Source organism: Dehalococcoides sp. (assembly GCF_041654235.1).
GTDB classification, from domain to species: domain Bacteria; phylum Chloroflexota; class Dehalococcoidia; order Dehalococcoidales; family Dehalococcoidaceae; genus Dehalococcoides; species Dehalococcoides mccartyi_B.
This window is the reverse complement of sequence record NZ_JBAZDW010000004.1, coordinates 19,183-40,380: the sequence shown is the minus strand read 5'-3', so window position 1 is coordinate 40,380 and position 21,198 is coordinate 19,183. Positions and strand designations below refer to the sequence as shown.

Here is a 21,198-nt window from a genome sequence, read left to right as displayed (position 1 = left end):
CCTCTGTCAGGAGATTCAGATGAAAATTTTACTCCTTTACCCACGTTATCCCGACACATTCTGGAGCTTCAAGCATGCCTTAAAGTTTGTTTCTAAAAAAGCCTCTTTTCCGCCGTTGGGTCTTCTGACTCTTGCCGCCATGCTGCCGGATGGCTGGCAAAAGAAACTGGTAGACCTTAATATTGAAAACCTGATGGATAAAGATATACTGGCGGCAGATTACGTCTTTATAAGCGCTATGGCAGTTCAGCAAAAATCCGCCCACGAATGTATAGACCGCTGCCATGCTCTGGGTAAAAAAGTAGTGGCCGGAGGGCCTTACTTTACGGCTGAGGCTGAAACCCTGAAGGGCATAGACCATTTGTTGCTGGGGGAAGTGGAAAACTCTCTGGCAGGTTTTGTGCGTGATTTGGAAGAGGGAAAAGCGGCAGCGGTATACCCCGAAAAAGAAAAGTCAGACCTTACCCGAACACCCATACCCCTCTGGAAGCTGGTAAAGTCAAAAGAATATTCCTCCATGAGCCTTCAGTATTCGCGGGGTTGCCCGTTTAACTGTGAGTTTTGTGATATTGTAGTCCTAAACGGCCGTGTTCCCCGTTCAAAAGACCGTGTGCAGGTTCTGGCTGAACTTAATGCCCTGTACCAGTCCGGCTGGCGTTCGGGAGTTTTCTTTGTAGATGACAACTTTATAGGCAACAAAAATAAACTCAAGGCCGACATATTGCCGGCAGTCATAGCCTGGCAGAAACGAAAGGGTTACCCCTTTTCATTTAATACCGAGGTTTCTATAAATCTGGCAGACGATGATGAACTGCTTCACCTGATGGTAGAAGCAGGCTTTGATACCGTATTTGTGGGAGTGGAAACACCCAATGCCGAAAGTTTAGCGGAATGTTCCAAGCACCAGAATGCCAATAGGGATATGCTGGTTTCAATTGAGAAAATCCAGCAGGCCGGTATTCAGGTTCAGGGCGGTTTCATACTGGGTTTTGACAGTGACCCGGCTTCTATTTTCCGTGCCCAGATAAATTTCATTCAGCAAAGCGGCATTGTGACTGCCATGGTCGGGCTTTTAAATGCCCCCAGAGGCACCCGTTTGTGGAACAGGCTTAAGAAGGAAAAACGTCTGCTGGAAGATTTTCGGGGAGATAATACAGATTGCAGTTTGAACTTCGTACCCCGCATGAAGACCGAAGTGCTTATAAACGGTTATAACCGGGTGCTCTCAGCCATATATGCCCCCCGCGAATATTACCAGCGGGTAGCTGTACTTATATCCAGATATCATCCCAAACCCAAAGGGCGGGTGAAACCGATATCAGCCCAGAGGCTAAGGGCATTTATGCGGTCTGTGTGGCATCTGGGTATTGTGGACAACAGCCGGAAGTATTATTGGCGGTTGTTGGGCTCTACCCTGATAAAAAATCCCAAGGCATTTCCTCTGGCAGTTACCCTATCCATTTACGGCTATCATTTCCGCAAAGTTTTAGAACGTTATACGGGGTGCAAGTTCGGGCAGGACACCGCCTGAGGGCTGTCTCAATCCAAATCTGACCTATATATAGGCTCTTTTAGGGGGGGGTAAAACGTCTTAGCCGTCTGGCAGGGCAGGGGTTACCCCTTAGGCTTGGTCTTTTTCAGGTAACAACCCACTATACCGTTTACCCGTTTTTAACGGCAAACATCTTGGTATCCGAAATTTCAGAGTATCAGCTGTAACAGGCAATAAAATGCCCGGACCGGATTTCGGCTATAAATTTAAAAACTGTTTGAATCTGGTGGTATTAGAGGCGGTATTAGCTGTCTTTTATGCCTTTGGACTTCAAGTAGTCCACTACAGCCTGCACCGTCTTTAATTTTTCAGCGTCAGTATCAGGTATCTCAAACTTGGTTTCGGGAGTACCGAATTCGGTCTCCAGTGCCATTATAAGTTCTACCTGATCCAGAGAATCTGCCCCCAGGTCATCTGCAAAACTGGCAGTAAGCACCACATCTTTTTCTTCGGCGCCCAACTGCTCAACACTAACTTTTTTTACTCTTTCAAAAACCGTTGCCACTACTTCACTCCTCCCGTTGGTTTGCTGTATCTGCCAGAGCTTTGCTGACAGAACTGAGAACCCCGTTTATAAATCTGGCAGAAGAGTTGCCCCCAAATGATTTGGCAAGTTCAACTGCTTCGTTGATAGCTACTTTAACCGGTACATCATTTTCATGGATAATTTCAAAAATAGCCAGCCGGAGTACATTCCGGTCAATATATGAAAGCTGTTCCACCGGCCAGGCAGAGGCAAACTGGCGGATATTTTCATCCAGTAAGTCCTTGTGCTTGACTACGGCATTTGTCAGCCTGAAAATAAACTCTACGTTTTCTTCAGTCTGGGGGTTTTCGGTTAAAAGGCGTTTTAAAACATCCTCGGCATTATGCCCTGCCAGGTCTTGTTCGTACAGAGCCTGAAGGACTATTTCACGTGCTTTGCGTCTGCTGGTCGTCACTTTTTACTCGCTTATATTATAGACATACCGCCGTCCAGGCAAATTACCTGTCCGGTAATGTATTTGGCATCTTCTTGTGCCAAGTATAATGCACAGGCGGCTATATCTTCCACTGTGCCAAGTTTTTGCATGGGTATTCGGGCTGTTATAGCCTGTCTTTGTTCGTCAGACAGGGCTGCGGTCATATCGGTTTCTATAAAACCGGGTGCTATGGAATTGACAGTAATATTGCGGCTGGCCACTTCTTTAGCCAAAGAATAGCTGAATCCCAGAATGCCGGCTTTGGCGGCGGCATAATTAGCCTGCCCCGGGTTGCCCTTCAGACCGACTATGGAACTGAGGTTTATTATCCGTCCCCAGCGGTTTTTCAGCATCTGGCGGAGGGCGGCCTTGGAACACAAAAAAACACTCTTTAAGTTGGTTTGTATTACACTGTCCCAGTCTTCTTCGGACAGACGCATGGTCAACTGGTCACGGGTTATGCCGGCATTGTTTACCAGTATATCCACTCCGCCAAAGGCTTCCTGACTGGCTTTGAAAAGGGCTTCTACCCCGCTACTTTGGCTTACATCAGCCTGAACGAATATGGCCTGTCCGTCCTGAGAACGTATCTGAGAGGCCGTTTCTTCACCATTGGGAGACAGACTGTTTACTACCACTTTTGCCCCTGCTTCGGCGAACCGCAAAGCTATGGCTTTGCCTATGCCCCTGCCGGAGCCGGTAATCAGGGCTACTTTGCCATTTAAACCAAGCATGTTACCCATTATACGCTAAAATTCTGGATAGAAGCGGCATCATTTATATTGTAGATACTGACACTGCGGTTAATTCTTTTTATCAGTCCGGCCAGTACTTTACCCGGCCCAATCTCAACAAAGGTATTTACCCCGCTTGCAATCATATTCTCTATGCTTTTTTGCCACTGGACACCACCGGTCAGTTGGCAATAAAGTTCGGCTTTTACATCCTGCGGGGTGGAAACTGGGCAAGCACTGGTATTGGCCACCAGCGGTATTCGGGCGGTCTTAAAATCCATAGAGTTCAGCATTTCTTTTAAACCTGTGGAAGCAGGCGACATGAGAGGGGTATGGAAACCGCCGCTTACCTGCAGGGTTACTACTTTCATAGCTCCGCTGGCTGTGGCTTGGGCAGATGCTTGGTCTACAGCCTCTTTCAGACCGCTGATAACCAGCTGTCCGGGAGAATTGAAATTAGCTATGTAACAGCCTGTTTTCAGGCAGATATCAGACAGTATTTCTTGGGATATGCCTATAACGGCGGCCATGGCACCGGGGGTTTTGGCGGCTGCTTCAGCCATGAGTTCTCCCCGTTTGCGGGCAAGTAAAATAGCTTGTACGTAGGTGAGTATTCCGCTTGCACCCAGAGCCGAATATTCACCCAGTGAATGCCCTGCTACAAAAGAGGGTTCAGGCAGAAGCTTTGATTTGCCGCTTTCTATAAAAGCCGAAAGGGCAGACAGGCTGTGGCAGACAATGGCACTCTGGGAGTGGCGGGTGTCCTTCAGGTCTTCTTCAGGTCCTTCAAAACATAATTTAGACAACGAAAACCCCAAAGCTTTATCCGCCAGGTCAAAAAGCTCTCTGGCGGAATGAAACTCCGAGTACAAATCCCGTCCCATGCCCACGAACTGAGCACCCTGACCGGGGAAGACATAAGCTGTTTTAATCTCAGTCATGCCTTAAAAACTGACCAACCGGAAACTACTGCTGACCCTTGGATTTATCAGCTTTTTTCTTGGCAATAGCTTCCATATCAATCACAGTCCGTCCATTGTAAGTACCGCAGACGGAACAGGCCTGATGAGAGAGCTTGGGGCTGTTGCACTGGGGGCATTCCATTACAGCCGGGGCGGTAAGGGCTACGTGAGCCCGGTGATTGCCCTGGCGGGAATGGGAAAGTCTTCTTTTAGGTAGAGCCATTATTTTACTCCGTTAAATTAGTATTCGTTTTATATTCAAAACCGCGGCACTCACCGGAGCACAGAGGTTTCATGGGTATTGCCATTATAGCACCTTCGCGGATAACTTCGCTCAAATCCAGAATATGGTGCTCGTCAATAAAAAAGGCGTCAAGCTCTTCAGAGTTGTCCACTTCGAAGCCGTGCACCACGTCTACGGTGGGCAGAAACCGTTCTTCAAGGCGGATGCTGACCGGGCAACTGAATTCCCTAAGACAGCGTACACAGTCCAAGTCCATATAGGTATCAAGAACCCCTGTCACCAGTAGACCGCGGTCAATACGGGTAAAGGTAATCTCACCCGATACCCTGATAGGACTGCCTTCCAGATTTATTTCATCGTCCAGCCGGTAGATGCGGGTGGCACCGATGACTGATTTCAGCAGCTGGGCTACATTATATTGCAGCACTATCTTCCTCGTACAAAACAGAGTTTATTATAGATTAAGGCTATATTACATGCAAGTTAAAAACCTGAAAGGGGATTATTTGGTACTCCGGTTTTTCAGGCGGAGCACCAGATGCCCTATAAGCCCAATGGCAAAACCGGCTGGTGCTATCACCATTCCCAAAATCACCCAAAAGGTTTCATCAATCTCGAACAAACTGACCAGCAGGATATGGATAAAGAAACTGACCAGAAAAACTAAAACGGATATAAACATCAGGCGGCTGAAGTATTTGTCCATTAGGTGCTCTCTTTCAAAATGATAAAGCTATTATACACCGGCTTCAGGCTGGTTACGTTCCAGCAGCTTGAGCAGTTTTTCGGAGATGCCTGCACTGGAGAACCCGCCGTCATGGTAAAGGTTTTGCATGGTTACCTTGCGGCTAAGGTCTGAAAGCAGGGTAACCACATAATCCGCACATTCCTCGCCGTTTGCATTTCCCAGCGGAGCAAGCAGATTGGCATATTCGTACATGGCGTCAAAGTTGCTTATCCCGGAACCGGCCGAAGTGCGGGTAGGTGACTGGGAAACAGTGTTTACCCGTATGCCGCGGTCTGCCAGACGGGAACCGAAATTTCGGGCAATTGCTTCCAGCAGGGCTTTGGCATCATTCATATCGTTGTACTGGGAAAAAACCCTTTGCGCCCCAATATATGTCAGAGCCAGTATACTGCCGTTGTCTTTGAGTACTCCGGCCTCAAGGGCATATCGGATTATTTTGTGGAGGGATATGGCCGAAATTTCAAGCCCTTTGTTATAAAAAATATAATTGGTTGATTCGTAAGGGATTTTCTTTCGGATATTGGCACTCATGCCCACCGAATGGACTATAAAATCTATTTCTCCCAGCGTGGTTTTCAGTTCGGAAAACAAGGCTTTAAGCTCATCGTCACTGGTGGCATCAGCTACCAGCAGGGGGGCTTGACCGCAAATCCGGGCCAGGTCAGCGGTATTGCCCATCTTAAGTGCGGTGGCCACATTGGAAATAGCCAACTCAGCTCCTTCGCGGTAGCAGGCCAAGGCTATTTTCCAGCCCAGACTTTGCTCATTTAGCGGGCCGAATATAATTCCCTTTTTACCCTTGAGCAACCCGTAAGACGTTTGAGTCATAATATCTCTCCGTCAAAATATTTTATAAATTTGTCACAAAAATAAAAAATGCACAAAAAGTGTGTTATATTATAGGGCATACAGACTACCTTATTCAAATATTAAGCGTATTCTTATTACAGTTCAAATATGTCTCTGAAAGAGATTCGAGGGGGTTTATATGTCTGCCAAAGCATTTGTCCTTATTGAAGCCGCTCCTGCTCAGGCCAAGAAAATAGCCGCCAGCCTGAGGAAAGTTTCCGGTATACATAGCATAGATGCGGTAACCGGGCCATACGATATTATTGCGGTAGTAGAGCAGGATACCCTTGCCGAAATGGGTGAGTTTATTACCTCCAAGATACAGGCGGTGGAGGGCATTACCCGCACAGTTACCTGTCTGGCTCTTTAAATTATTTTACGGTTAGTATTATACTCTCCAAAAGCAAAGGGCAGACTACTTTGAGTCTGCCCTTATTTTATCTGAAGGTGCGGGTTGGTTATCTACATGCTTTCGGGTGAGGTCATACCCATAAGGTGCAACGTTCTGGCAAGCACTATGCGGCTGGCGTCTACCAGTTTCAGGCGGGCACAGGTCAATTCGGCGTTATCCGAAATTACCCGGCAGTCTTTGTAAAACTGGTGGAAAGCATTTGCCAGTTCCTGAGCGTAATAGGTCAGGTGGTGGGGCTCAAGGGTACGGGACACTGTCTCCACGATCTCAGGCAGTTCGGCCATCTTGCGGATAAGCTCAAGTTCGGCTTCTTCCCCTAGTAAATCGGTATCACCGGTGCTGTAATCCAGTTGTTTTTCCTCTGCAAGGTGTAAAATACTGCAAATGCGGGCATGGGCGTACTGTACATAATATACCGGATTTTCAGCTGATTCTTTTTTGGCCAGTTCCAGATCAAAATCCATCTGGCTTTCAGTAGAGCGGGCAAGGAAGAAAAAGCGGCAGGCATCTGCTCCCACTTCCTCAATAACCTCACGCAGGCTTATTATTTCACCGGTGCGTTTTGAAAGCCGAACCAGCTCACCGCCCCGTTTTAAAGTAATCATCTGGAACAGCAGAGTAGTCAGACGTTCGGGGTTGATACCCAGAGCGCTTACCATAGCCTTCATGCGGGAAACATGCCCCTGATGATCTGCCCCCCAGATGTTTATAACCCGGTCAAACTTGCGTTCAATAAACTTGTTGTAGTGATAAGCAATGTCAGAAGCAAAATAGGTGGGCGTGCCGTCACTGCGGACAATCACATTGTCCTTGCTGTCTCCCAGCAGGGTGGAGCTGAACCAAGTGGCGTTGTCTCTTTCGGCAATATAGTTGTTGCCGGACAGTATATCCATGGCGGTTTTGTACTGCCCGCCGCTATATAAAGACCTCTCTGAAAACCAGATATCAAAATCCACCTTCAAAGCTTTCAGGTCGTCACTTATAAGGCAAAGCATGCGCGCCATGCCTATTTCGCCCAGGTCATTTTGAGCAATGTCAGCCGGCATTTGCAGGTACTTATCCCCGTATTTTGTTACCATTTCGGCCGCCAAATCTACCATGTACTGGCCGTGATAACCATCCTGAGGAACAGCGGCATCTTTACCCAAAGCCTGCTGGTAACGGGCAAACAGGGTTCTTTTGAAAGCATCTATCTGGCTGCCGGCATCATTGATATAAAACTCTTCTTCAACGTAATATCCGGCGGCCTTGAGTATGTTTGAAAGAGTACTGCCCAGCACTGCTCCCCGCCCGTGCCCGATATGAATAGGTCCGGTGGGATTGGCACTGACGAACTCTATTTGAACACGGCTTCCGCCGCCCATATTTATATTGCCGTAGCTACCCGCTTCAGTCAGAATGGTCTTCACCAGACTGCACAGCCACTCTTTTGAAAAAGTGAAGTTTATAAAGCCGGGAGGGGCTACACTTACTTTAGAAATGCCGGAACCGGTTTCAATATAGCTTGCCAGTATTTGGGCTAACTCCATAGGGCGTTTCCCGGTAGCCTTGGCAAGCCGCAAAGGCAGGCTGGTGGCATAGTCACCGTAGTTGGTTTTTTGGGGGTGCTCTATGCTTATATCCACGCTTAGGGCCGGAATCTGCCCCTCCTGACGGGCTTTTTCCATAGCTTGGCTTAGAGACTCTATAATAATATTTTTGATAGCTAAGATACTGTTCAAAACTATACTCCGAGTATTTATTCTTCGGGTTTAAACCGGAACATAGATTATATCACAGAATGGGAAGATGATAATGGCTAGAGGGTTTTTTCATAGGCCTGAGTAAATATTTGGTATGTGTCCATGGCATACTTATCGGTCATTCCAGCGATGAAGTCTACTACTACTTGTGCTAATTCTGCAGTTTGATCTTTCGTCCTTTTTCCTTTATCGAATATGAACTCTGGGGGTAGTTTGCTTTGAGTGATTTTGGGTAAGGTCTTGGGGTTTGCCATATATTCTTCAAAAAGGGTTTTGATGATTCGTTCAGCTTTGCTTGCCATTATCTTTACTCTGTAATCCTGATAGACACTATTGAATAACACATCTTTCACTAAGCATATGATTTCGCTGTTCAGAGATTCGGGCAAGCATACAATAGGTTTTGAGTGATTGACCAGAGCATTTTTATCGTTGTTATCTAGAGAACTAAGATTATTGGTAGTTTCTTTCACTGTTTCCTGAACTAGATGATTGATTATTTCCCATGATAGCCATCTGTTTTTTGTTTTTTTCAAGGTTTCAGGATTATTAGGGAAAGATTGGTTGAACTTATTTTCACGTTTTGACAAGCGGGCATGAATTGCAGATGAGTAAAATTTAATACCTGCCTCGTTAAGTTTGGACTCAAAGTCGTTCCAGTTTATTAGACCGACGGCTAGTGCATCTTCTGAATCATGGGCGGCATATGCAATCATATCGGCTAGATTTACTATTTGAGCTTCTAGTATAGGTTGAGGATTAACAAAGAATTCTGCAACCTCGGTTGAAATGTCTTTTGTTATGGCAGTTTTTATTTTATTAGTTTCATCAAAGGGCGTTTGATGTCTTATGATGCCACTCAAGGTGGCTTTTGTGAGGTTGAAACCTTGGAAGGTACTATATTTTTGTTCTAACCTTGAAACCATGCGGTATGATTGAACATTATGTTCAAAATGTCGTCCGTGCTCCTCAAGTAATGTGTTCAGTATGCCTTCACCCGTATGCCCAAAAGGAGAGTGACCTATATCATGGGCTAGAGCAATGGCTTCACAAAGATTTTCATTCTCCTTTGGCAATTGTAAGTGAGTTGCAATTCCTCTGGCAATTTGGGCTACTTCAAGTGTATGCGTCATACGTGTTCTGTATAAATCACCTTCATGTGTGGCATAAACCTGAGTTTTATATTGAAGACGGCGAAAAGCAGTTGAGTGTAATATCCGGTCTCTATCGTGATGAAAAGGGTCGCGTTTATCAGTGTCAGGCTGATTTTCTTCAGTAAAAAATCTACTTCCCAGAGGTCCATCTTTATCTATAAAGAATTTGTTTATCATTTAAACCTCTACCTTTAGCTCCATTCGCTCTTTTTAGGCCAGACACGCCTTACCTCTGCTTCCAGAGGGGCGTTTTCGGGCAAGCTAAGCTCCGGGTCTAACTCAAAAAGACGGGTGGCCTCTTTGCGTGCCTGTTCCAGCAGCCCCACGTCAGATATGCTGGCCATACGCAGGTTTGGCAGGCCGCTCTGGCGGGTGCCAAAAAATTCACCCGGCCCGCGTAGCCGCAGGTCTTCTTCAGCCAGCTTAAAGCCATCCTGGGTGCTTTCTATAATGGACAAACGTTCCTGCCCCAGTAGAGACGGATTTTCGGCCAGAAACATGCAGTAGCTCTGCTCAGTGCCTCTGCCCACCCGTCCCCGGAACTGATGCAGCTGGGAAAGGCCAAAGCGGTCGGCACTTTCCACCAGCATTACAGCGGCGTTTGGTATGTCTATCCCCACCTCTATCACCGGAGTGGAAACCAGTATGTCCATTTCGCCTTCGCTAAAGTGTCTCATTATGGTCTCTTTTTCAGAGGCATTCATGCGTCCGTGCAGCAGGGCTACTCTGGATTCGGGGAATACCTCTCTAGACAGGGTTTCGTATTCGGCGGTGGCGGCTTTGGCTTGGATAACTTCGGATTCCTCTACCAGCGGACAGATTATAAATGCTTGCCGTCCCTCCTGAATCTGTTTGCGGATAAAGGTATAAGCGCTGTTCCGCTGTTCCGGTTTTAACCAGCGGGTTTTTATGCTTTGGCGTCCGGGTGGCAGTTCGTCTATAACTGAAAGGTCAAGGTCTCCGTACAGGGTCAGAGCCAGAGTGCGGGGTATAGGAGTGGCGGTCATAATAAGTATATGGGGATTTAGGCCTTTACTCCGCAGGGCAGAGCGTTGTTCCACCCCGAAGCGGTGCTGTTCATCTATAACAGCCAGCCCCAGTGATTTGAAGCGGATTTCTTTCTGGATAAGGGCATGGGTGCCAATGGCTATATCAACTTCACCCTTTTTAATCTTTTCTTTTAAAATATCTTTCTGGCTGCCCTTCATATCGCTTATAAGTAAAGCTACCTTAAGCGGGCGGTCAAGCAGACCTTCAAAGGTATATATCCCGTCAAGAAGGGTACTTACACGGGCAATGGAGGCAAAAAGACGGGTGACACTTTTAAAATGCTGCTCGGCCAGTATTTCGGTAGGTGCCATAAAAGCTCCCTGAAGCCCGTTAGCGGCGGCGGTAAACAGGGAAATAACCGCCACTATAGTCTTTCCCGAACCCACTTCACCTTGAAGCAGGCGGGACATGGGCACGCCTTTGGAAATATCGGCTTTTATATCAGCCAGACACTTTGTCTGAGCATCAGTCAGTTTAAATGGCAGTTTAGACACAAAACGGTCTATATCCGGAATATTTACGTTTAAAGCCCGTCCTGCCTGTTCGTGCCAGCGTTTTTTCTTGGCCAGTACTCCCAACTGGAGGATAAACAGTTCATCAAAAGCCAGCCTGTTTCGGGCGGCATTTTTCAATTCTTCATCATCAGGGAAATGGGCCTGTCGGATAGCTTCCGAAAGTGGCAGCAAGCGGGTGCGTTTCAGGGTTTCAGCAGGCATAAAATCTGAAATATTTGGGGAAGAAATGTCTATAAAGTTTTTCATCAGGCGGCGCAGGCTTCGCTGGTGAAGCCCGGCAGTCAGGGGGTAGACAGGTACTAAACGTCCGGTATGGATAAGGTCAGCTTCGTCTGGTAGTTCTTCCCACTCTGGAGATTCAAATACAGGCCTGCCCTGAAATATAGAGACCCGTCCCGAAAGGACTACTCTGGCATTTGGTTTCAAATTACGTACCATATACGGGTTGTTAAACCAGACCGCCCGCATGTTGCCGGTATCATCTCCCAGTACCGCTTCGGTTGAGCGGCGTCCGCCCATGAAATTCACTTTGGACTGCCAGACATTGGCGATTATGGTCTGTTCCGGTCCTGCTTCCAGCTGGGATATCTTTTTCAAACGGCTGTAATCCAGATGGCGGTTTGGAAAATAGTAAAGCAAATCACGTACAGTGTTAACACCCAATTTGTGAAATTTGGGGGCGGTAGCGGCACTGATACCCTTTACCAGAGAGACGTCCCCGTCAAGGGCTGGCAGGCGGGTGTCTGCTTTGGGTTTGGCAGGTGTTTTGGAAGGAGACTTGGCTTTAGGTGCTTTTTGGGGTGCAGGTCTACCGATGGGCTGGTTTTCCAGTTTGGGCAGAAATGCCAGTATCGCATCCACCCATTCCCTGCGTTTGTCTTCAGTCATTTTGGCATAGTTGGGGTCAGATAGTTTCAGGTGGTGAAAATCAAGCAGGTCATCCGGGTTATTTATGCCGGTTACCGCTTCTTTCGCCCAGCGGGACAGAAAGTGGTCCAGCCCGCCCATAACGGCGGTATCGGCAAAACCTTTTTGAGCTTCCAGTTGAAGTATTTTTTTAAAGGCGCCGGTATCTACTCCCAAATTTATACTCCGCCTGTCGTTTTTTAAAAATGATAGACCATATACCTGCACTTGTCCACACTATTCCAGATTGTAAAAAGCCCTCCTTTTAAGTGGAGGGCTTGAAGTTCAGAATATTATAAAACACTAATGCAGGCTGGAAAAACCCAGCTTGGGCAGGTGGATGGAAGGCAGCTTAAATGACTTTCTATCTTCAGTTTCATCAGTAGCAGTGCCGATATTGCCCAGTTTTTCCTTAATAGCCACTACCAGCGTGCCGGGTCCGCCGTGAACACCCAAAGCAGGTCCAAGCTGTGAGACATGGATTTTACTCTGGTCTATAAAGTCAGCCAGTTTTTCTTTCAGGGTTTGGGCTTCCGCCAGGTCTACACTTTGGACTATCTGAACTGCCTCCACGTTACGGTTGGTTTTTACCAGTTCGGCCAGTTTCTCCAGTCCCTTATTACGGGTGCGGTGAATACTGGCAGGCCAGAGAGAACCTTCCCTGAGGGTAATCATGGGGCGGATACTTAAAACCCCGCTGATAAGGTTGGATGCACTGCTGAGACGCCCGCTTCTTAGTACGTACTTAACGGTATCCAGTAGTGCCCATATGTGTACGTGAGGGATATTGTTTCTGACAGTGTCAATTATATTCCCTGCGCTTTCACCCATTTTTGCCATTTCGGCTGCCTGTGTAGCCAGCAAGCCCAAAGCCCCGGATGTAGCCTTGGTATCTATCATTTCTATATTGCTGCTGCTTTTTGCCAGTTCACGCCCCTGCACCGCCGAATTATAGGTGCCAGATAGTTTGGCGCTCATAATAAGGGAAACTATCTGGTCGGTTTCTTTTGAAAGGTTTTTGTAAACGCTGGCAAAGTCAGCCGGAGTGGGCTGGGAAGTGGTAAACTGCTCACCCGTCAGCATGCGGTTGTAAATTTCGGTTTGGGTTATATCCAGCCCGTCCCGGTAGGTTTTATTGCCGGACATTACGTATACCGGTACTATTGTTATGCCCAGTTCTTTTATAGTTTCCGGAAGTAAATCCACGGTGCTGTCGGTAACTATTTTTACGCTCAAATATCCGTACCTCTGATCAAGTTATTTTATTAGGCGTCTGCCCAAGCTACCACGCATACAGCGTTAGGGCCGATAGATGTCCCGATTACCGGGCCTATCCGTGAACGGATTATCTTTTCCTTGGGGAAAATATTCCCCAAACGTTCTATTAAAGCCTCGGCGTCTTCAGGTGTATTGGCATGCTCAACCCCCAGATAGCGGATATTTTTGCGGCTGGCGGCATAGTTATAAAGATAATCCATGCCTGCCTGACGCGAACGCACTCTGGTTACAGGGCTGACCTCTCCGTCCTGAACGGTGATAATGGGCTTGAACGAAAGCATTGCTCCCAGCAAACTTTGGGCTTTGCCAATCCGTCCGCCTCTGGCCAGATATTTTAAAGTATCAAAGTACATAACTCCTGCCAAATAGTTATGGGGCTTTCGAAGTTCTTCCAGTATCTGGTCTAGATTTGCCCCTTCTTTGGCCATATCCGATGCCCTTATAGCCCTAAGTCCGTGCCCCAGCGTAGTCAGGTTGGTATCAAATACCTCTATGCGGCAGGTGGGGCTTTCAAGAGTTTTTTTGGTATAAAGTGCAGACTGGTAAGTGCCGCTGAGTTTTTGGGAAAGGGTAAGGATAAGTATCTGGTCGGTTTCTTCGGAAAGGCGGGTCACCAATTCTATTACATATCCGGGAAGGGGTTGGGTAGTGGTAGGGATATTCTCGTCTTGCGGCAGGCGGGTATAAAATTCTTCCGGGGTTATATCTATGCCGTCTTGAAAGTGTTCGTTTCCGAAGGACACTGTGAGCGGCATTATATGTACATTACCCATGGCTTTGGCCATCTGGGGTGTAATATCAGAGGTGCTGTCAATTACAATCTGGACATTCAAATTAAAGCCTCCAAAATCCTGTTATCAGCTTTTCCCGATTATGTTTATACACAGGGTATTCGGCCCTGTATATGTGCCTACTACCGGTCCTACCTGGGTTAGGTATATTTTTTCCGGCGGGAACAAGGGGGCAAGGCGCTCCTTTAGTTTTAAGGCATCAGTGGTAGAGGTGGCATAACCGATACCTACATATTCAAGGGTACTGTGTTGGGCGGCAAAGTTGTAAAGCTGGTCCATGCCGGCTTGCAGTGAGCGTACTCTGGTCAAAGGGGTAACCACCCCGTCACGTACTGTAAGTAAGGGTTTTACTGAAAGGAGTGAACCAAGCATGCTTTGGGCGCGGCCAATCCTGCCGCCTTTGTGCAGGTAGGTCAGGGTATCAAAAAACATAACCGGCTGGGCATCAGGCAGGCTTTGGGTGATGGCTTCTTTTATCTCTCCCAAGGTTTTCCCGCTTTTGGCCAAATCATTGGCTTTTATAGCCAGTAACCCCAGTGCCAGGCTGACTGTCTGTGAATCTATTATTTCTATAGGACAGCTTATGTTTTCCAGCATGGTTACGGCACTTAAAGCAGACTGGTAGGTGCCGGAAAGTTTAGATGATATGTTAATAACCAGTATGCCATCAGCCTGTGGCATAAGTTTTTCATAGTTTTCTTTAAAGACAGCCGGTGACGGTTGAGTGGTATGGGGATAAATGCCGCTTAGTGAAAGACGGCGGTAAAATTCATCAGGCTTAAGGGTTACATTATCCAGAAAGTGTTCATTTCCAAAAGATACAGTCAGGGGAATTACCGTAATCCCCATATTTTTAGCCATTTCGGGCGGAATATCAGAAGTACTGTCGGTTATTATTTTCACTGCCATATTCAGCTCCTTAATATTATTTGTCTTCCAGAACGGTGACAGCTACCGCATTTGCCCCTGTATAAGTACCCACAACCGGTCCAATTCTTGACCTGAAGATTTGTTCTTTCGGGAGTATATTCCCCAGTCTCTCCACCAGTTCATCGGCATCTTCCGGGCTGGTGGCATGTTCTACCGCCAGGTATTTTATCTTCGGGTAAGAGTTGATAAACTTATAAAGGTAGTCCATGCCGGCTCTGCGGGAACGCACTTTGGAAAGCGGGCAGATAATGCCGTCTTCCATCTTCAGAATGGGTTTTATGGAAAGCATGGTGCCCACCAGACTTTGGGCTTTGCCCATCCGTCCGCCCTTGTGCAGGTAGGTTAGGGTATCAAAGTACATGATGGGGTGGCAGTCATCCAGTTTTTGGCTGATGGCTTGGCTAAGTTCCTTGAGGTTAAGGCCGGTTTTTGCCAGTTCGGCGGCATATATAGCCAGTAGCCCTGTCCCCATGATAACCCTTTGGGAATCTATCACTTCCACTTGGCAGCGGCCATGTATAATGGCAGCGGCATTTTTAGCGGATGAAAGGGTACCTGACAGTTTTGAGGAAACGGTAATAACCAGTATCTCATCTGTTTCTTCACACAACTTCTCAAAAGTTTCCAAAAATAATCCCGGTGAGGGTTGGGTAGTAGTGGGATATATATTTTGGGAAGTAAGGCGGGTAAAAAACTGTTCAGGTGTTATGCTGACACCATCTTTAAAGTGTTCATTGCCAAACGAAACCGTCAATGGTACTACGGTTATGCCCAGTTCAGCGGCCAGCTTCTGGCTTATATCCGAAGTGCTGTCGGTTACTATTTTGACCGTCATATTTTCCTTCTATTCAATAGAAACGGTGTAGTTATAATGAGGCTGTCCCCCATTCACCATTTCAACCTGAAGTGAGGGGTGCTTTTCTATAAGTTCTGTCTCCAGTATTTTGGCTTCTTCTTCGGTAGTATCCGCCCCGTAATAGACGGTTATGACCTCTGACTTGGAAAGATCCAGTTTGGATATTATTTCATCAAGAACAGCTTTGGGTTCATCACCTACGGCACAAAGCTCATCATCCAGCAGGCCGATAGCCTGTTTTTTCTTTATATTGAGACCGTTCAGTTTGGTAGAACGGACAGCTCTGGTTATCTCTATAGTTTTAACGCTCTCTTTGGCATCTTTCATCAGGTTGAAGTTGGTATCAAAATCTGCTTCATAGTCAAAAGCCAGCAAAGCTGCCACGCCCTGGGGTATGGTGATGCTGGGAATGACCTTTATCTTTTTCTTGGTCAGGTTTTCCACCTGAATAGCAGTCAGGATAATATTCTTATTGTTAGGCAGTATTATTACCTTGTCCGAAGGGGCGGCTTCCACTGCTTGTAGTATATCCTTGGTGGACGGGTTCATGGTCTGCCCGCCGGAAATAATGCTCTGGGCACCCAGACTTTTGAAAACTTCTTTCAGCCCGTCTCCGGCTACCACGGCCACAATGGCGGTATCCACCGAAGGCATGCGTTCTTTTTGCAGGGCTAAAAAGTCTTCGTGCTGTTCGTCCATATTGCGTACGCTGACCTTGTGCATGGTACCCAGCTCGCCCACATAGTTCATAACACTGCCGGGTTTCAGGGTATGTATATGTACCCTCACAGTAGTGGGGTCACCGACAACTATAAGCGAGACGCCTTTTTTCTTTAAGCGTTCGCGTATCTTGTCAATATCCATATTTTCGCCCTTGAGCAAAAACTCGGTACAATAGCCAAAGGCTTCTTCATCATCTACCACGTATTGTCCGGACAGGTTGCCGGTGGGGATATTGCCGGTAATAACCCGGGATTTGCGGAACTGCATGTCCTCAATCTCACCCCGCAGGAAATGGAGTGAACCCTCCAAAATAGTATAAAAACCCTGTCCGCCGGCGTCTACCACCCCGGCTTCACGCAGGGCAGGGAGCAGGCTGGGGGTATTGGCCACGGATTCACCGGCTGCGGTCATGCCTTTTTCCACCAGCTCACTTACGCTGGTAATACCGCTTTCAACCTCTTGCTGGCTGGCAGTGGCTACGTCTCTGAGTACGGTCAGGATAGTGCCTTCCACCGGATTATTCAGCCCCTGATAAGCGGTCTCCGAGGCCTGTTTCATGGCTACCGCCCAGTCAGATGCGCATATAGCCGTCTTATCCTTCAGGGCAATGGAAACACCCCGCCATATCTGGGAGAGTATGACACCGCTGTTGCCGCGGGCGCCCATTAAAGAACCCTTGGCTATGGCCAAGGCTACGGTTGAGACGTCCGGCTCGTGGTATTTGTAGGTTTCTTCTACTGCCGAGCGCATGGTTAGTAACATATTTGTACCGGTATCCCCGTCAGGAACAGGAAATACGTTTAAAGCGTCAATATCTTGGGAGCTTTTTTCCAGCCAGTTTGTAGCAGCTGCCACCATATCTCTAAATTGGGCACCGCTGATGTTTCCGTTCTGTGTCATTTTTTCACCTTTGCTTATAGCAATTCTAAGTGGTCAAACTTGTAAAGGGCAAAGTGCTATGATATATTTACTAGTCGGATTTTATATGAATTTAGTGGTTCAGTCAAAGGAGTAAATCTTTTAAAACTATGAAATGTGAAATGTGTGGCAAGACCCCTTCGTTTGGGCATAATGTAAGCCATTCCAAGAGGCGCACTAACCGGATGTGGATGCCCAATATTCATTCCGCCAAGATTGCCGTTAATGGCACTGAAGTTCGCATGAAACTGTGCACCCGTTGTATCCGCACTCAGGCCAAGCTTGCTAAAACTGCCTAATACAGTCATTTAGTTTTTAACTCCAGCTTCAGCAAGTATTTTCTTAGCCCGGGCAATTGCCTGGGCTATTTGTTTTGGTGCAGTTCCGCCGGGCAGGTTGCGGGCATTTAGGGCTGACTTTATATCTACAGCATAAATATCTTTTTCAAACAGGTTTGAAAACTGGCGGTATTCCGCAAGGCTGAGCTCACCAAAGGTTTTATTTTGAGCGACAGCATAGCTCACCAGCCGTGCCACAATGCCGTGTGAGTTACGGAAACTTTCGCCTTTGCCCACCAGATAATCGGCAATATCAGTTGCCAGAACATAACCCTTTTCCAAAGCCCGAAGCATACGTTCAGGCTTGAACTTGGCGGTTTTTATCATACCGGCAAATACTTCAAGGCTGTCCCCCAGAGTGTCCACACAGTCAAACAGGGGTTCTTTATCTTCCTGCAGGTCTCGGTTATAGGAAAGAGGCAACCCCTTCATGACGGTCAGCATGGTATTCAGAGAGCCGTATACCCGCCCGGTCTTGCCGCGGCAGAGTTCGGCCACGTCCGGGTTTTTCTTTTGGGGCATAATGCTTGAGCCGGTGGTATAGGCGTCATCAAGCTCTACAAAGGCATATTCAGCTGAAGACCATATCACCATCTCTTCACTCAGTCTGGAGAGGTGCATCTGGCATATTGCGGCGTCTGAAAGGTATTCCAGTATAAAGTCCCGCTCTGAAACCGCATCCAGCGAGTTTTGACTGATAGCCGAAAAACCCAGTTCTTTGGCCACCATTTCGCGGTCAAGCGGGTAGGGTACACCTGCCAGAGCCCCGCTGCCAAGCGGCATTACATCCGCCCGTTTTCGGGCATCTGTAAAACGCCCGCAGTCACGTTCCAGCATTTCAAAGTAAGCCAGCAGGTGGTGGGGAAGAAGCACCGGCTGGGCTATTTGCATATGGGTATAACCGGGCAGGGCAGTCTGCGGGTGTGCTTCCGCCTGTTCCAGCAAAGCTCCCTGAAGGGTGCGTATTTTATTAATAGTTTCATCGCAGGCATTTTTGACAAAAAGGTGTACATCTGTTGCTACCTGATCGTTTCGGCTGCGGGCGGTGTGCAGTCTGCCGGCCGCTTCGCCAATAAGCTCAAAAAGACGCCCCTCTATGGCCATGTGGATATCTTCCGTTTCGGGTTTAAATACGAAACTGCCTGTTTCTATTTCGGTGAGGATAGTATTTAGCCCGTTTATTATGGACTGGCTGTCTTCAGCCGAAATAATGCCCTGTTTTGAAAGCATGCGGGCATGGGCGGTTGAGCATTTTATATCTTCTTTGTATAAACGCCAGTCAAAGGGCAGAGAGGTGGTATATCTGACCACCAGTTCATCTGCCGGTTTTGAAAAGCGGCTTCGGATATGGCTCATTTAGGATTTATTCCCCTTTTCTTCTTCCAAAATAGGTTGAAGCTGGGCCTGCAGTTTGGCTTGAAGCCCCCACAGGGTTATAAAACCCACTGCCGAAGACGGGTCAAACTGGTCGCCCTTATCGTAAGTGGCCATACCCTTGTGGTACAGGGAATATGGGGATTTGCGTCCCACTACCCGGAAACTTCCCTTGGAGAGTTTCAGGCGGACTGTGCCGCTGACAAAACGCTGGCTGGAGTCTATAAAAGCGTCCAGATCCTGCCGCAGGGCAGAGAACCACAGACCGTTATAAATAATATCCGAATAGGTAGCTTCCACCATCTGCTTAAAGCGTAATTGGCTCTTGGAAAGGGTCATGGCCTCCAAAGCCTGATGGGCGGCAATAAGGACAACCGCGGCCGGGGCTTCGTAAATCTCGCGGGATTTTATGCCTACCAGACGGTTTTCCACGTGGTCAATACGGCCTACCCCGTGCAAACTGGCAATATCATGCACCTTCTGGATTAGCGCCAGAGGAGACAGTTTTTCTCCGTTTACAGCCACAGGCACACCCTGTTCAAACTCTACTTCCAAATATTCGGGCTCATCCGGGGTTTCTTCCACCGGTCGGGTCCAGGCAAATACCTCGGGAATAGGCTCGTTCCAAGGGTCTTCCAGCAGACCGCACTCTATACTCCGTCCCCACAGGTTTTCATCTATAGAGAAGGGGTTTTTAACCGAAATAGGTACGGGAATGCCCCATTTCTGGGCGTATTCCATGGTCTGCTCGCGGGTCATGCCCCACTGGCGGGCCGGAGCAATAATTTTCAAATGGGGGGCAAGGGTATTTATACCCACGTCAAAGCGTACCTGGTCATTGCCTTTGCCGGTACAACCGTGGGCAATGGCGGTAGCCCCTTCCTCAAGGGCTATATCTACCATAACCTTGGCAATAAGGGGGCGGGCAAGGGCGGTTGCCAGCGGATAGACGCCTTCGTACATGGAATTGGCTTTGATAGCTTTCCAGATATAATCCTCGGCAAATTCCTTGCGCACATCCCGTACATAGGCTTTTTTAGCGCCTACCTTCAGGGCTTTTTCCTTTATCAGGGTAAAATCTTTTTCATTACCCACGTCTATAGTAACGGCAATCACATCCATGCCGTATTTTTCCTGAAGCCATTTGACGGCGGCTGAGGTATCTAACCCGCCGGAGTATGCCAGCACAACTTTTTCAGACATAAGAACCTTCCTTAAACAATTGATTTATTATCTACTAACCTCTGGCTGAAGTCCAGTTATTTTTACGTTTTTAACTTATTTGTTAAAAAATTAGTTATCTGGTTTTTTACTTCTGCATGTTCCCATGAATATTCATGTCCCGGAGCGCCTATATACAGAAGCACATTGCCCGGGCTTTTAGGCGAACGCCCGAAGAGTGCCATGAAATTGGCGGAAAGTATGGTTTTGATATCCCCGTAGCTAAACGAATCCGGTACCAGTCCGTTGCTTCGCAGAAGTAGCCGCCTTTCATGGTCAAACCCCTTGTGCCAGACAGGCGGTCCGGTTTCAATGCTGACTACGCTGGGGTTATCCTTAAGGAACAGCAAGGTATTATTAGCTGAAACACTGCCGTTACTTTCACTACCCAGCACTATTTTCAAGTTGGGCAGGTATTTCAGCAGGAAAATCAATTTGGAAGAAAGCTCCCTGGCCTTGCTGACGGAATGGCTGCTGGAGGCCAGCACTTCGCTGAACTTCCCGGTCAGGCTGTGGGCGGTACGCTGGTAATCCAGCACCAGTGTCCTAAGCCCCCAGCTTTTGGTGAGCTCACTTATGCCCGTCGTAATGCTTTCCCAGCCTTTGGAGGCAGAAATTCGGGCATAACCGAAGCCGCCGGGGTTAAAAAGAAGCAGTAAATCAATATTTTTGATGGTCAGATAGGCCGCAAGCAGATTTTTTTGATATTCAGACTGTTTGGCAGGGTTATCAGGGAAAAACTGGACAGCCAGTTTAGCCGCTTCGTTGCATATATTTTCAGGCACTTCAGACAGGTCATCTTTATCCAGCTTTTCACCTGAACTGTTTCGGAATATACCCGGAACGGGTAAAGGATCAGCCAGCAAAAGCACGCAAGCTCCTACTGCCAGCAGGATAACAATACCCAAAATAATCTTCAGTATGCCCCAGTCCATCAGC

At 47.6% G+C, this 21,198-nt stretch carries 22 protein-coding genes; 3 read left to right on the top strand and 19 right to left on the bottom strand.

Going from position 1 to position 21,198, the window contains the following annotated elements:
* The first annotated feature begins 19 nt into the window (after nt 1-19).
* The gene (locus WC259_RS01130) at nt 20-1,531 is read left to right on the top strand and encodes a B12-binding domain-containing radical SAM protein (protein WP_015407171.1); all 1,512 of its coding nucleotides are present in this window, start codon (nt 20-22) and stop codon (nt 1,529-1,531) included.
* A gap of 265 nt (nt 1,532-1,796) precedes the next feature.
* Here WC259_RS01130 and acpP read toward each other — a convergent pair whose 3' ends face one another.
* The 8 genes from acpP to WC259_RS01090 form a co-directional block, all read right to left on the bottom strand.
* Nucleotides 1,797-2,057: an acyl carrier protein gene (gene acpP / locus WC259_RS01125; RefSeq protein WP_011309637.1), complete on the bottom strand. Its 261-nt coding sequence runs from the start codon at nt 2,055-2,057 to the stop codon at nt 1,797-1,799.
* A 4-nt stretch (nt 2,058-2,061) separates the two neighbouring features.
* Nucleotides 2,062-2,493 (bottom strand): transcription antitermination factor NusB, encoded by a 432-nt coding sequence (nusB, locus tag WC259_RS01120; RefSeq protein WP_011309636.1) that lies wholly within the window; start codon nt 2,491-2,493, stop codon nt 2,062-2,064.
* Between the two features lie 11 nt (nt 2,494-2,504).
* Nucleotides 2,505-3,257 carry a 3-oxoacyl-[acyl-carrier-protein] reductase gene (fabG, locus tag WC259_RS01115; RefSeq protein ID WP_012034070.1) on the bottom strand — a complete coding sequence of 251 codons (753 nt, stop codon included), beginning with the start codon at nt 3,255-3,257 and terminating at the stop codon, nt 2,505-2,507.
* Nucleotides 3,257-4,189, bottom strand: a complete 933-nt coding sequence (fabD, locus tag WC259_RS01110; protein WP_015407169.1) for an ACP S-malonyltransferase — start codon at nt 4,187-4,189, stop codon at nt 3,257-3,259. Before fabD ends, fabG begins: the two co-directional genes overlap by 1 nt.
* Before the next feature lie 25 nt (nt 4,190-4,214).
* On the bottom strand, nt 4,215-4,433 hold the full coding sequence (rpmF, locus tag WC259_RS01105; RefSeq protein ID WP_011309633.1) for a 50S ribosomal protein L32: 219 nt from the start codon (nt 4,431-4,433) through the stop codon (nt 4,215-4,217).
* Nucleotides 4,434-4,437: 4 nt separating this feature from the next.
* Nucleotides 4,438-4,881: a DUF177 domain-containing protein gene (locus WC259_RS01100; protein WP_015407168.1), complete on the bottom strand. Its 444-nt coding sequence runs from the start codon at nt 4,879-4,881 to the stop codon at nt 4,438-4,440.
* 75 nt (nt 4,882-4,956) lie between these two features.
* Nucleotides 4,957-5,160 (bottom strand): hypothetical protein, encoded by a 204-nt coding sequence (locus WC259_RS01095; protein WP_012984441.1) that lies wholly within the window; start codon nt 5,158-5,160, stop codon nt 4,957-4,959.
* 30 nt (nt 5,161-5,190) lie between these two features.
* A complete protein-coding gene (locus tag WC259_RS01090) occupies nt 5,191-6,030 on the bottom strand; it encodes an enoyl-ACP reductase (protein ID WP_303677704.1) in 840 nt (279 codons plus the stop codon).
* Between the two features lie 160 nt (nt 6,031-6,190).
* Between WC259_RS01090 and WC259_RS01085 the strand changes: the two genes are divergently transcribed.
* Complete coding sequence (locus WC259_RS01085) at nt 6,191-6,421, top strand: Lrp/AsnC ligand binding domain-containing protein (RefSeq protein WP_011309629.1); 231 nt, start codon at nt 6,191-6,193, stop codon at nt 6,419-6,421.
* A 92-nt stretch (nt 6,422-6,513) separates the two neighbouring features.
* On the opposite strand, the gene argS is transcribed toward WC259_RS01085, so the two are convergent.
* The 8 genes from argS to WC259_RS01045 form a co-directional block, all read right to left on the bottom strand.
* Nucleotides 6,514-8,184 carry an arginine--tRNA ligase gene (argS, locus tag WC259_RS01080; protein WP_015407166.1) on the bottom strand — a complete coding sequence of 557 codons (1,671 nt, stop codon included), beginning with the start codon at nt 8,182-8,184 and terminating at the stop codon, nt 6,514-6,516.
* A gap of 77 nt (nt 8,185-8,261) precedes the next feature.
* On the bottom strand, nt 8,262-9,536 hold the full coding sequence (locus tag WC259_RS01075; RefSeq protein ID WP_011309627.1) for a deoxyguanosinetriphosphate triphosphohydrolase family protein: 1,275 nt from the start codon (nt 9,534-9,536) through the stop codon (nt 8,262-8,264).
* A gap of 14 nt (nt 9,537-9,550) precedes the next feature.
* Complete coding sequence (gene recG / locus WC259_RS01070) at nt 9,551-12,007, bottom strand: ATP-dependent DNA helicase RecG (protein ID WP_015407164.1); 2,457 nt, start codon at nt 12,005-12,007, stop codon at nt 9,551-9,553.
* Nucleotides 12,008-12,133: 126 nt separating this feature from the next.
* On the bottom strand, nt 12,134-13,066 hold the full coding sequence (locus WC259_RS01065; protein WP_012984437.1) for a DegV family protein: 933 nt from the start codon (nt 13,064-13,066) through the stop codon (nt 12,134-12,136).
* A gap of 29 nt (nt 13,067-13,095) precedes the next feature.
* Complete coding sequence (locus WC259_RS01060; protein ID WP_012034062.1) at nt 13,096-13,941, bottom strand: DegV family protein; 846 nt, start codon at nt 13,939-13,941, stop codon at nt 13,096-13,098.
* 24 nt (nt 13,942-13,965) lie between these two features.
* Entirely contained in the window at nt 13,966-14,808 is an 843-nt protein-coding gene (locus WC259_RS01055) for a DegV family protein (RefSeq protein ID WP_012984436.1), read from the bottom strand.
* A 16-nt stretch (nt 14,809-14,824) separates the two neighbouring features.
* Nucleotides 14,825-15,664, bottom strand: a complete 840-nt coding sequence (locus WC259_RS01050; RefSeq protein WP_012034060.1) for a DegV family protein — start codon at nt 15,662-15,664, stop codon at nt 14,825-14,827.
* Between the two features lie 9 nt (nt 15,665-15,673).
* Nucleotides 15,674-17,308 carry a DAK2 domain-containing protein gene (locus WC259_RS01045; RefSeq protein WP_011309621.1) on the bottom strand — a complete coding sequence of 545 codons (1,635 nt, stop codon included), beginning with the start codon at nt 17,306-17,308 and terminating at the stop codon, nt 15,674-15,676.
* A 128-nt stretch (nt 17,309-17,436) separates the two neighbouring features.
* Here WC259_RS01045 and rpmB point away from each other — a divergent pair, with 128 nt between their 5' ends.
* A complete protein-coding gene (rpmB, locus tag WC259_RS01040; RefSeq protein ID WP_011309620.1) occupies nt 17,437-17,625 on the top strand; it encodes a 50S ribosomal protein L28 in 189 nt (62 codons plus the stop codon).
* Between the two features lie 9 nt (nt 17,626-17,634).
* Here the strand turns inward: rpmB and argH are convergent, their stop codons facing one another.
* The 3 genes from argH to WC259_RS01025 form a co-directional block, all read right to left on the bottom strand.
* Nucleotides 17,635-19,020 carry an argininosuccinate lyase gene (gene argH, locus WC259_RS01035; protein WP_011309619.1) on the bottom strand — a complete coding sequence of 462 codons (1,386 nt, stop codon included), beginning with the start codon at nt 19,018-19,020 and terminating at the stop codon, nt 17,635-17,637.
* On the bottom strand, nt 19,021-20,241 hold the full coding sequence (locus WC259_RS01030; protein ID WP_011309618.1) for an argininosuccinate synthase: 1,221 nt from the start codon (nt 20,239-20,241) through the stop codon (nt 19,021-19,023).
* Nucleotides 20,242-20,303: 62 nt separating this feature from the next.
* Complete coding sequence (locus WC259_RS01025) at nt 20,304-21,194, bottom strand: hypothetical protein (RefSeq protein ID WP_011309617.1); 891 nt, start codon at nt 21,192-21,194, stop codon at nt 20,304-20,306.
* Nucleotides 21,195-21,198: the final 4 nt, after the last annotated feature.

Bases quoted from the DNA above. Each gene is read 5' to 3' on its own strand.
- rpmB (WP_011309620.1), top strand. From the start codon at position 17,437: ATGAAATGTGAAATGTGTGGCAAGACCCCTTCGTTTGGGCATAATGTA.
- WC259_RS01095 (WP_012984441.1), bottom strand. From the start codon at position 5,160: ATGGACAAATACTTCAGCCGCCTGATGTTTATATCCGTTTTAGTTTTT.
- fabD (WP_015407169.1), bottom strand. From the start codon at position 4,189: ATGACTGAGATTAAAACAGCTTATGTCTTCCCCGGTCAGGGTGCTCAG.
- WC259_RS01090 (WP_303677704.1), bottom strand. From the start codon at position 6,030: ATGACTCAAACGTCTTACGGGTTGCTCAAGGGTAAAAAGGGAATTATA.
- WC259_RS01025 (WP_011309617.1), bottom strand. From the start codon at position 21,194: ATGGACTGGGGCATACTGAAGATTATTTTGGGTATTGTTATCCTGCTG.
- WC259_RS01055 (WP_012984436.1), bottom strand. From the start codon at position 14,808: ATGGCAGTGAAAATAATAACCGACAGTACTTCTGATATTCCGCCCGAA.
- WC259_RS01030 (WP_011309618.1), bottom strand. From the start codon at position 20,241: ATGTCTGAAAAAGTTGTGCTGGCATACTCCGGCGGGTTAGATACCTCA.
- WC259_RS01085 (WP_011309629.1), top strand. From the start codon at position 6,191: ATGTCTGCCAAAGCATTTGTCCTTATTGAAGCCGCTCCTGCTCAGGCC.
- WC259_RS01130 (WP_015407171.1), top strand. From the start codon at position 20: ATGAAAATTTTACTCCTTTACCCACGTTATCCCGACACATTCTGGAGC.
- rpmF (WP_011309633.1), bottom strand. From the start codon at position 4,433: ATGGCTCTACCTAAAAGAAGACTTTCCCATTCCCGCCAGGGCAATCAC.
- WC259_RS01045 (WP_011309621.1), bottom strand. From the start codon at position 17,308: ATGACACAGAACGGAAACATCAGCGGTGCCCAATTTAGAGATATGGTG.
- WC259_RS01050 (WP_012034060.1), bottom strand. From the start codon at position 15,664: ATGACGGTCAAAATAGTAACCGACAGCACTTCGGATATAAGCCAGAAG.
- WC259_RS01075 (WP_011309627.1), bottom strand. From the start codon at position 9,536: ATGATAAACAAATTCTTTATAGATAAAGATGGACCTCTGGGAAGTAGA.
- fabG (WP_012034070.1), bottom strand. From the start codon at position 3,257: ATGGGTAACATGCTTGGTTTAAATGGCAAAGTAGCCCTGATTACCGGC.
- argH (WP_011309619.1), bottom strand. From the start codon at position 19,020: ATGAGCCATATCCGAAGCCGCTTTTCAAAACCGGCAGATGAACTGGTG.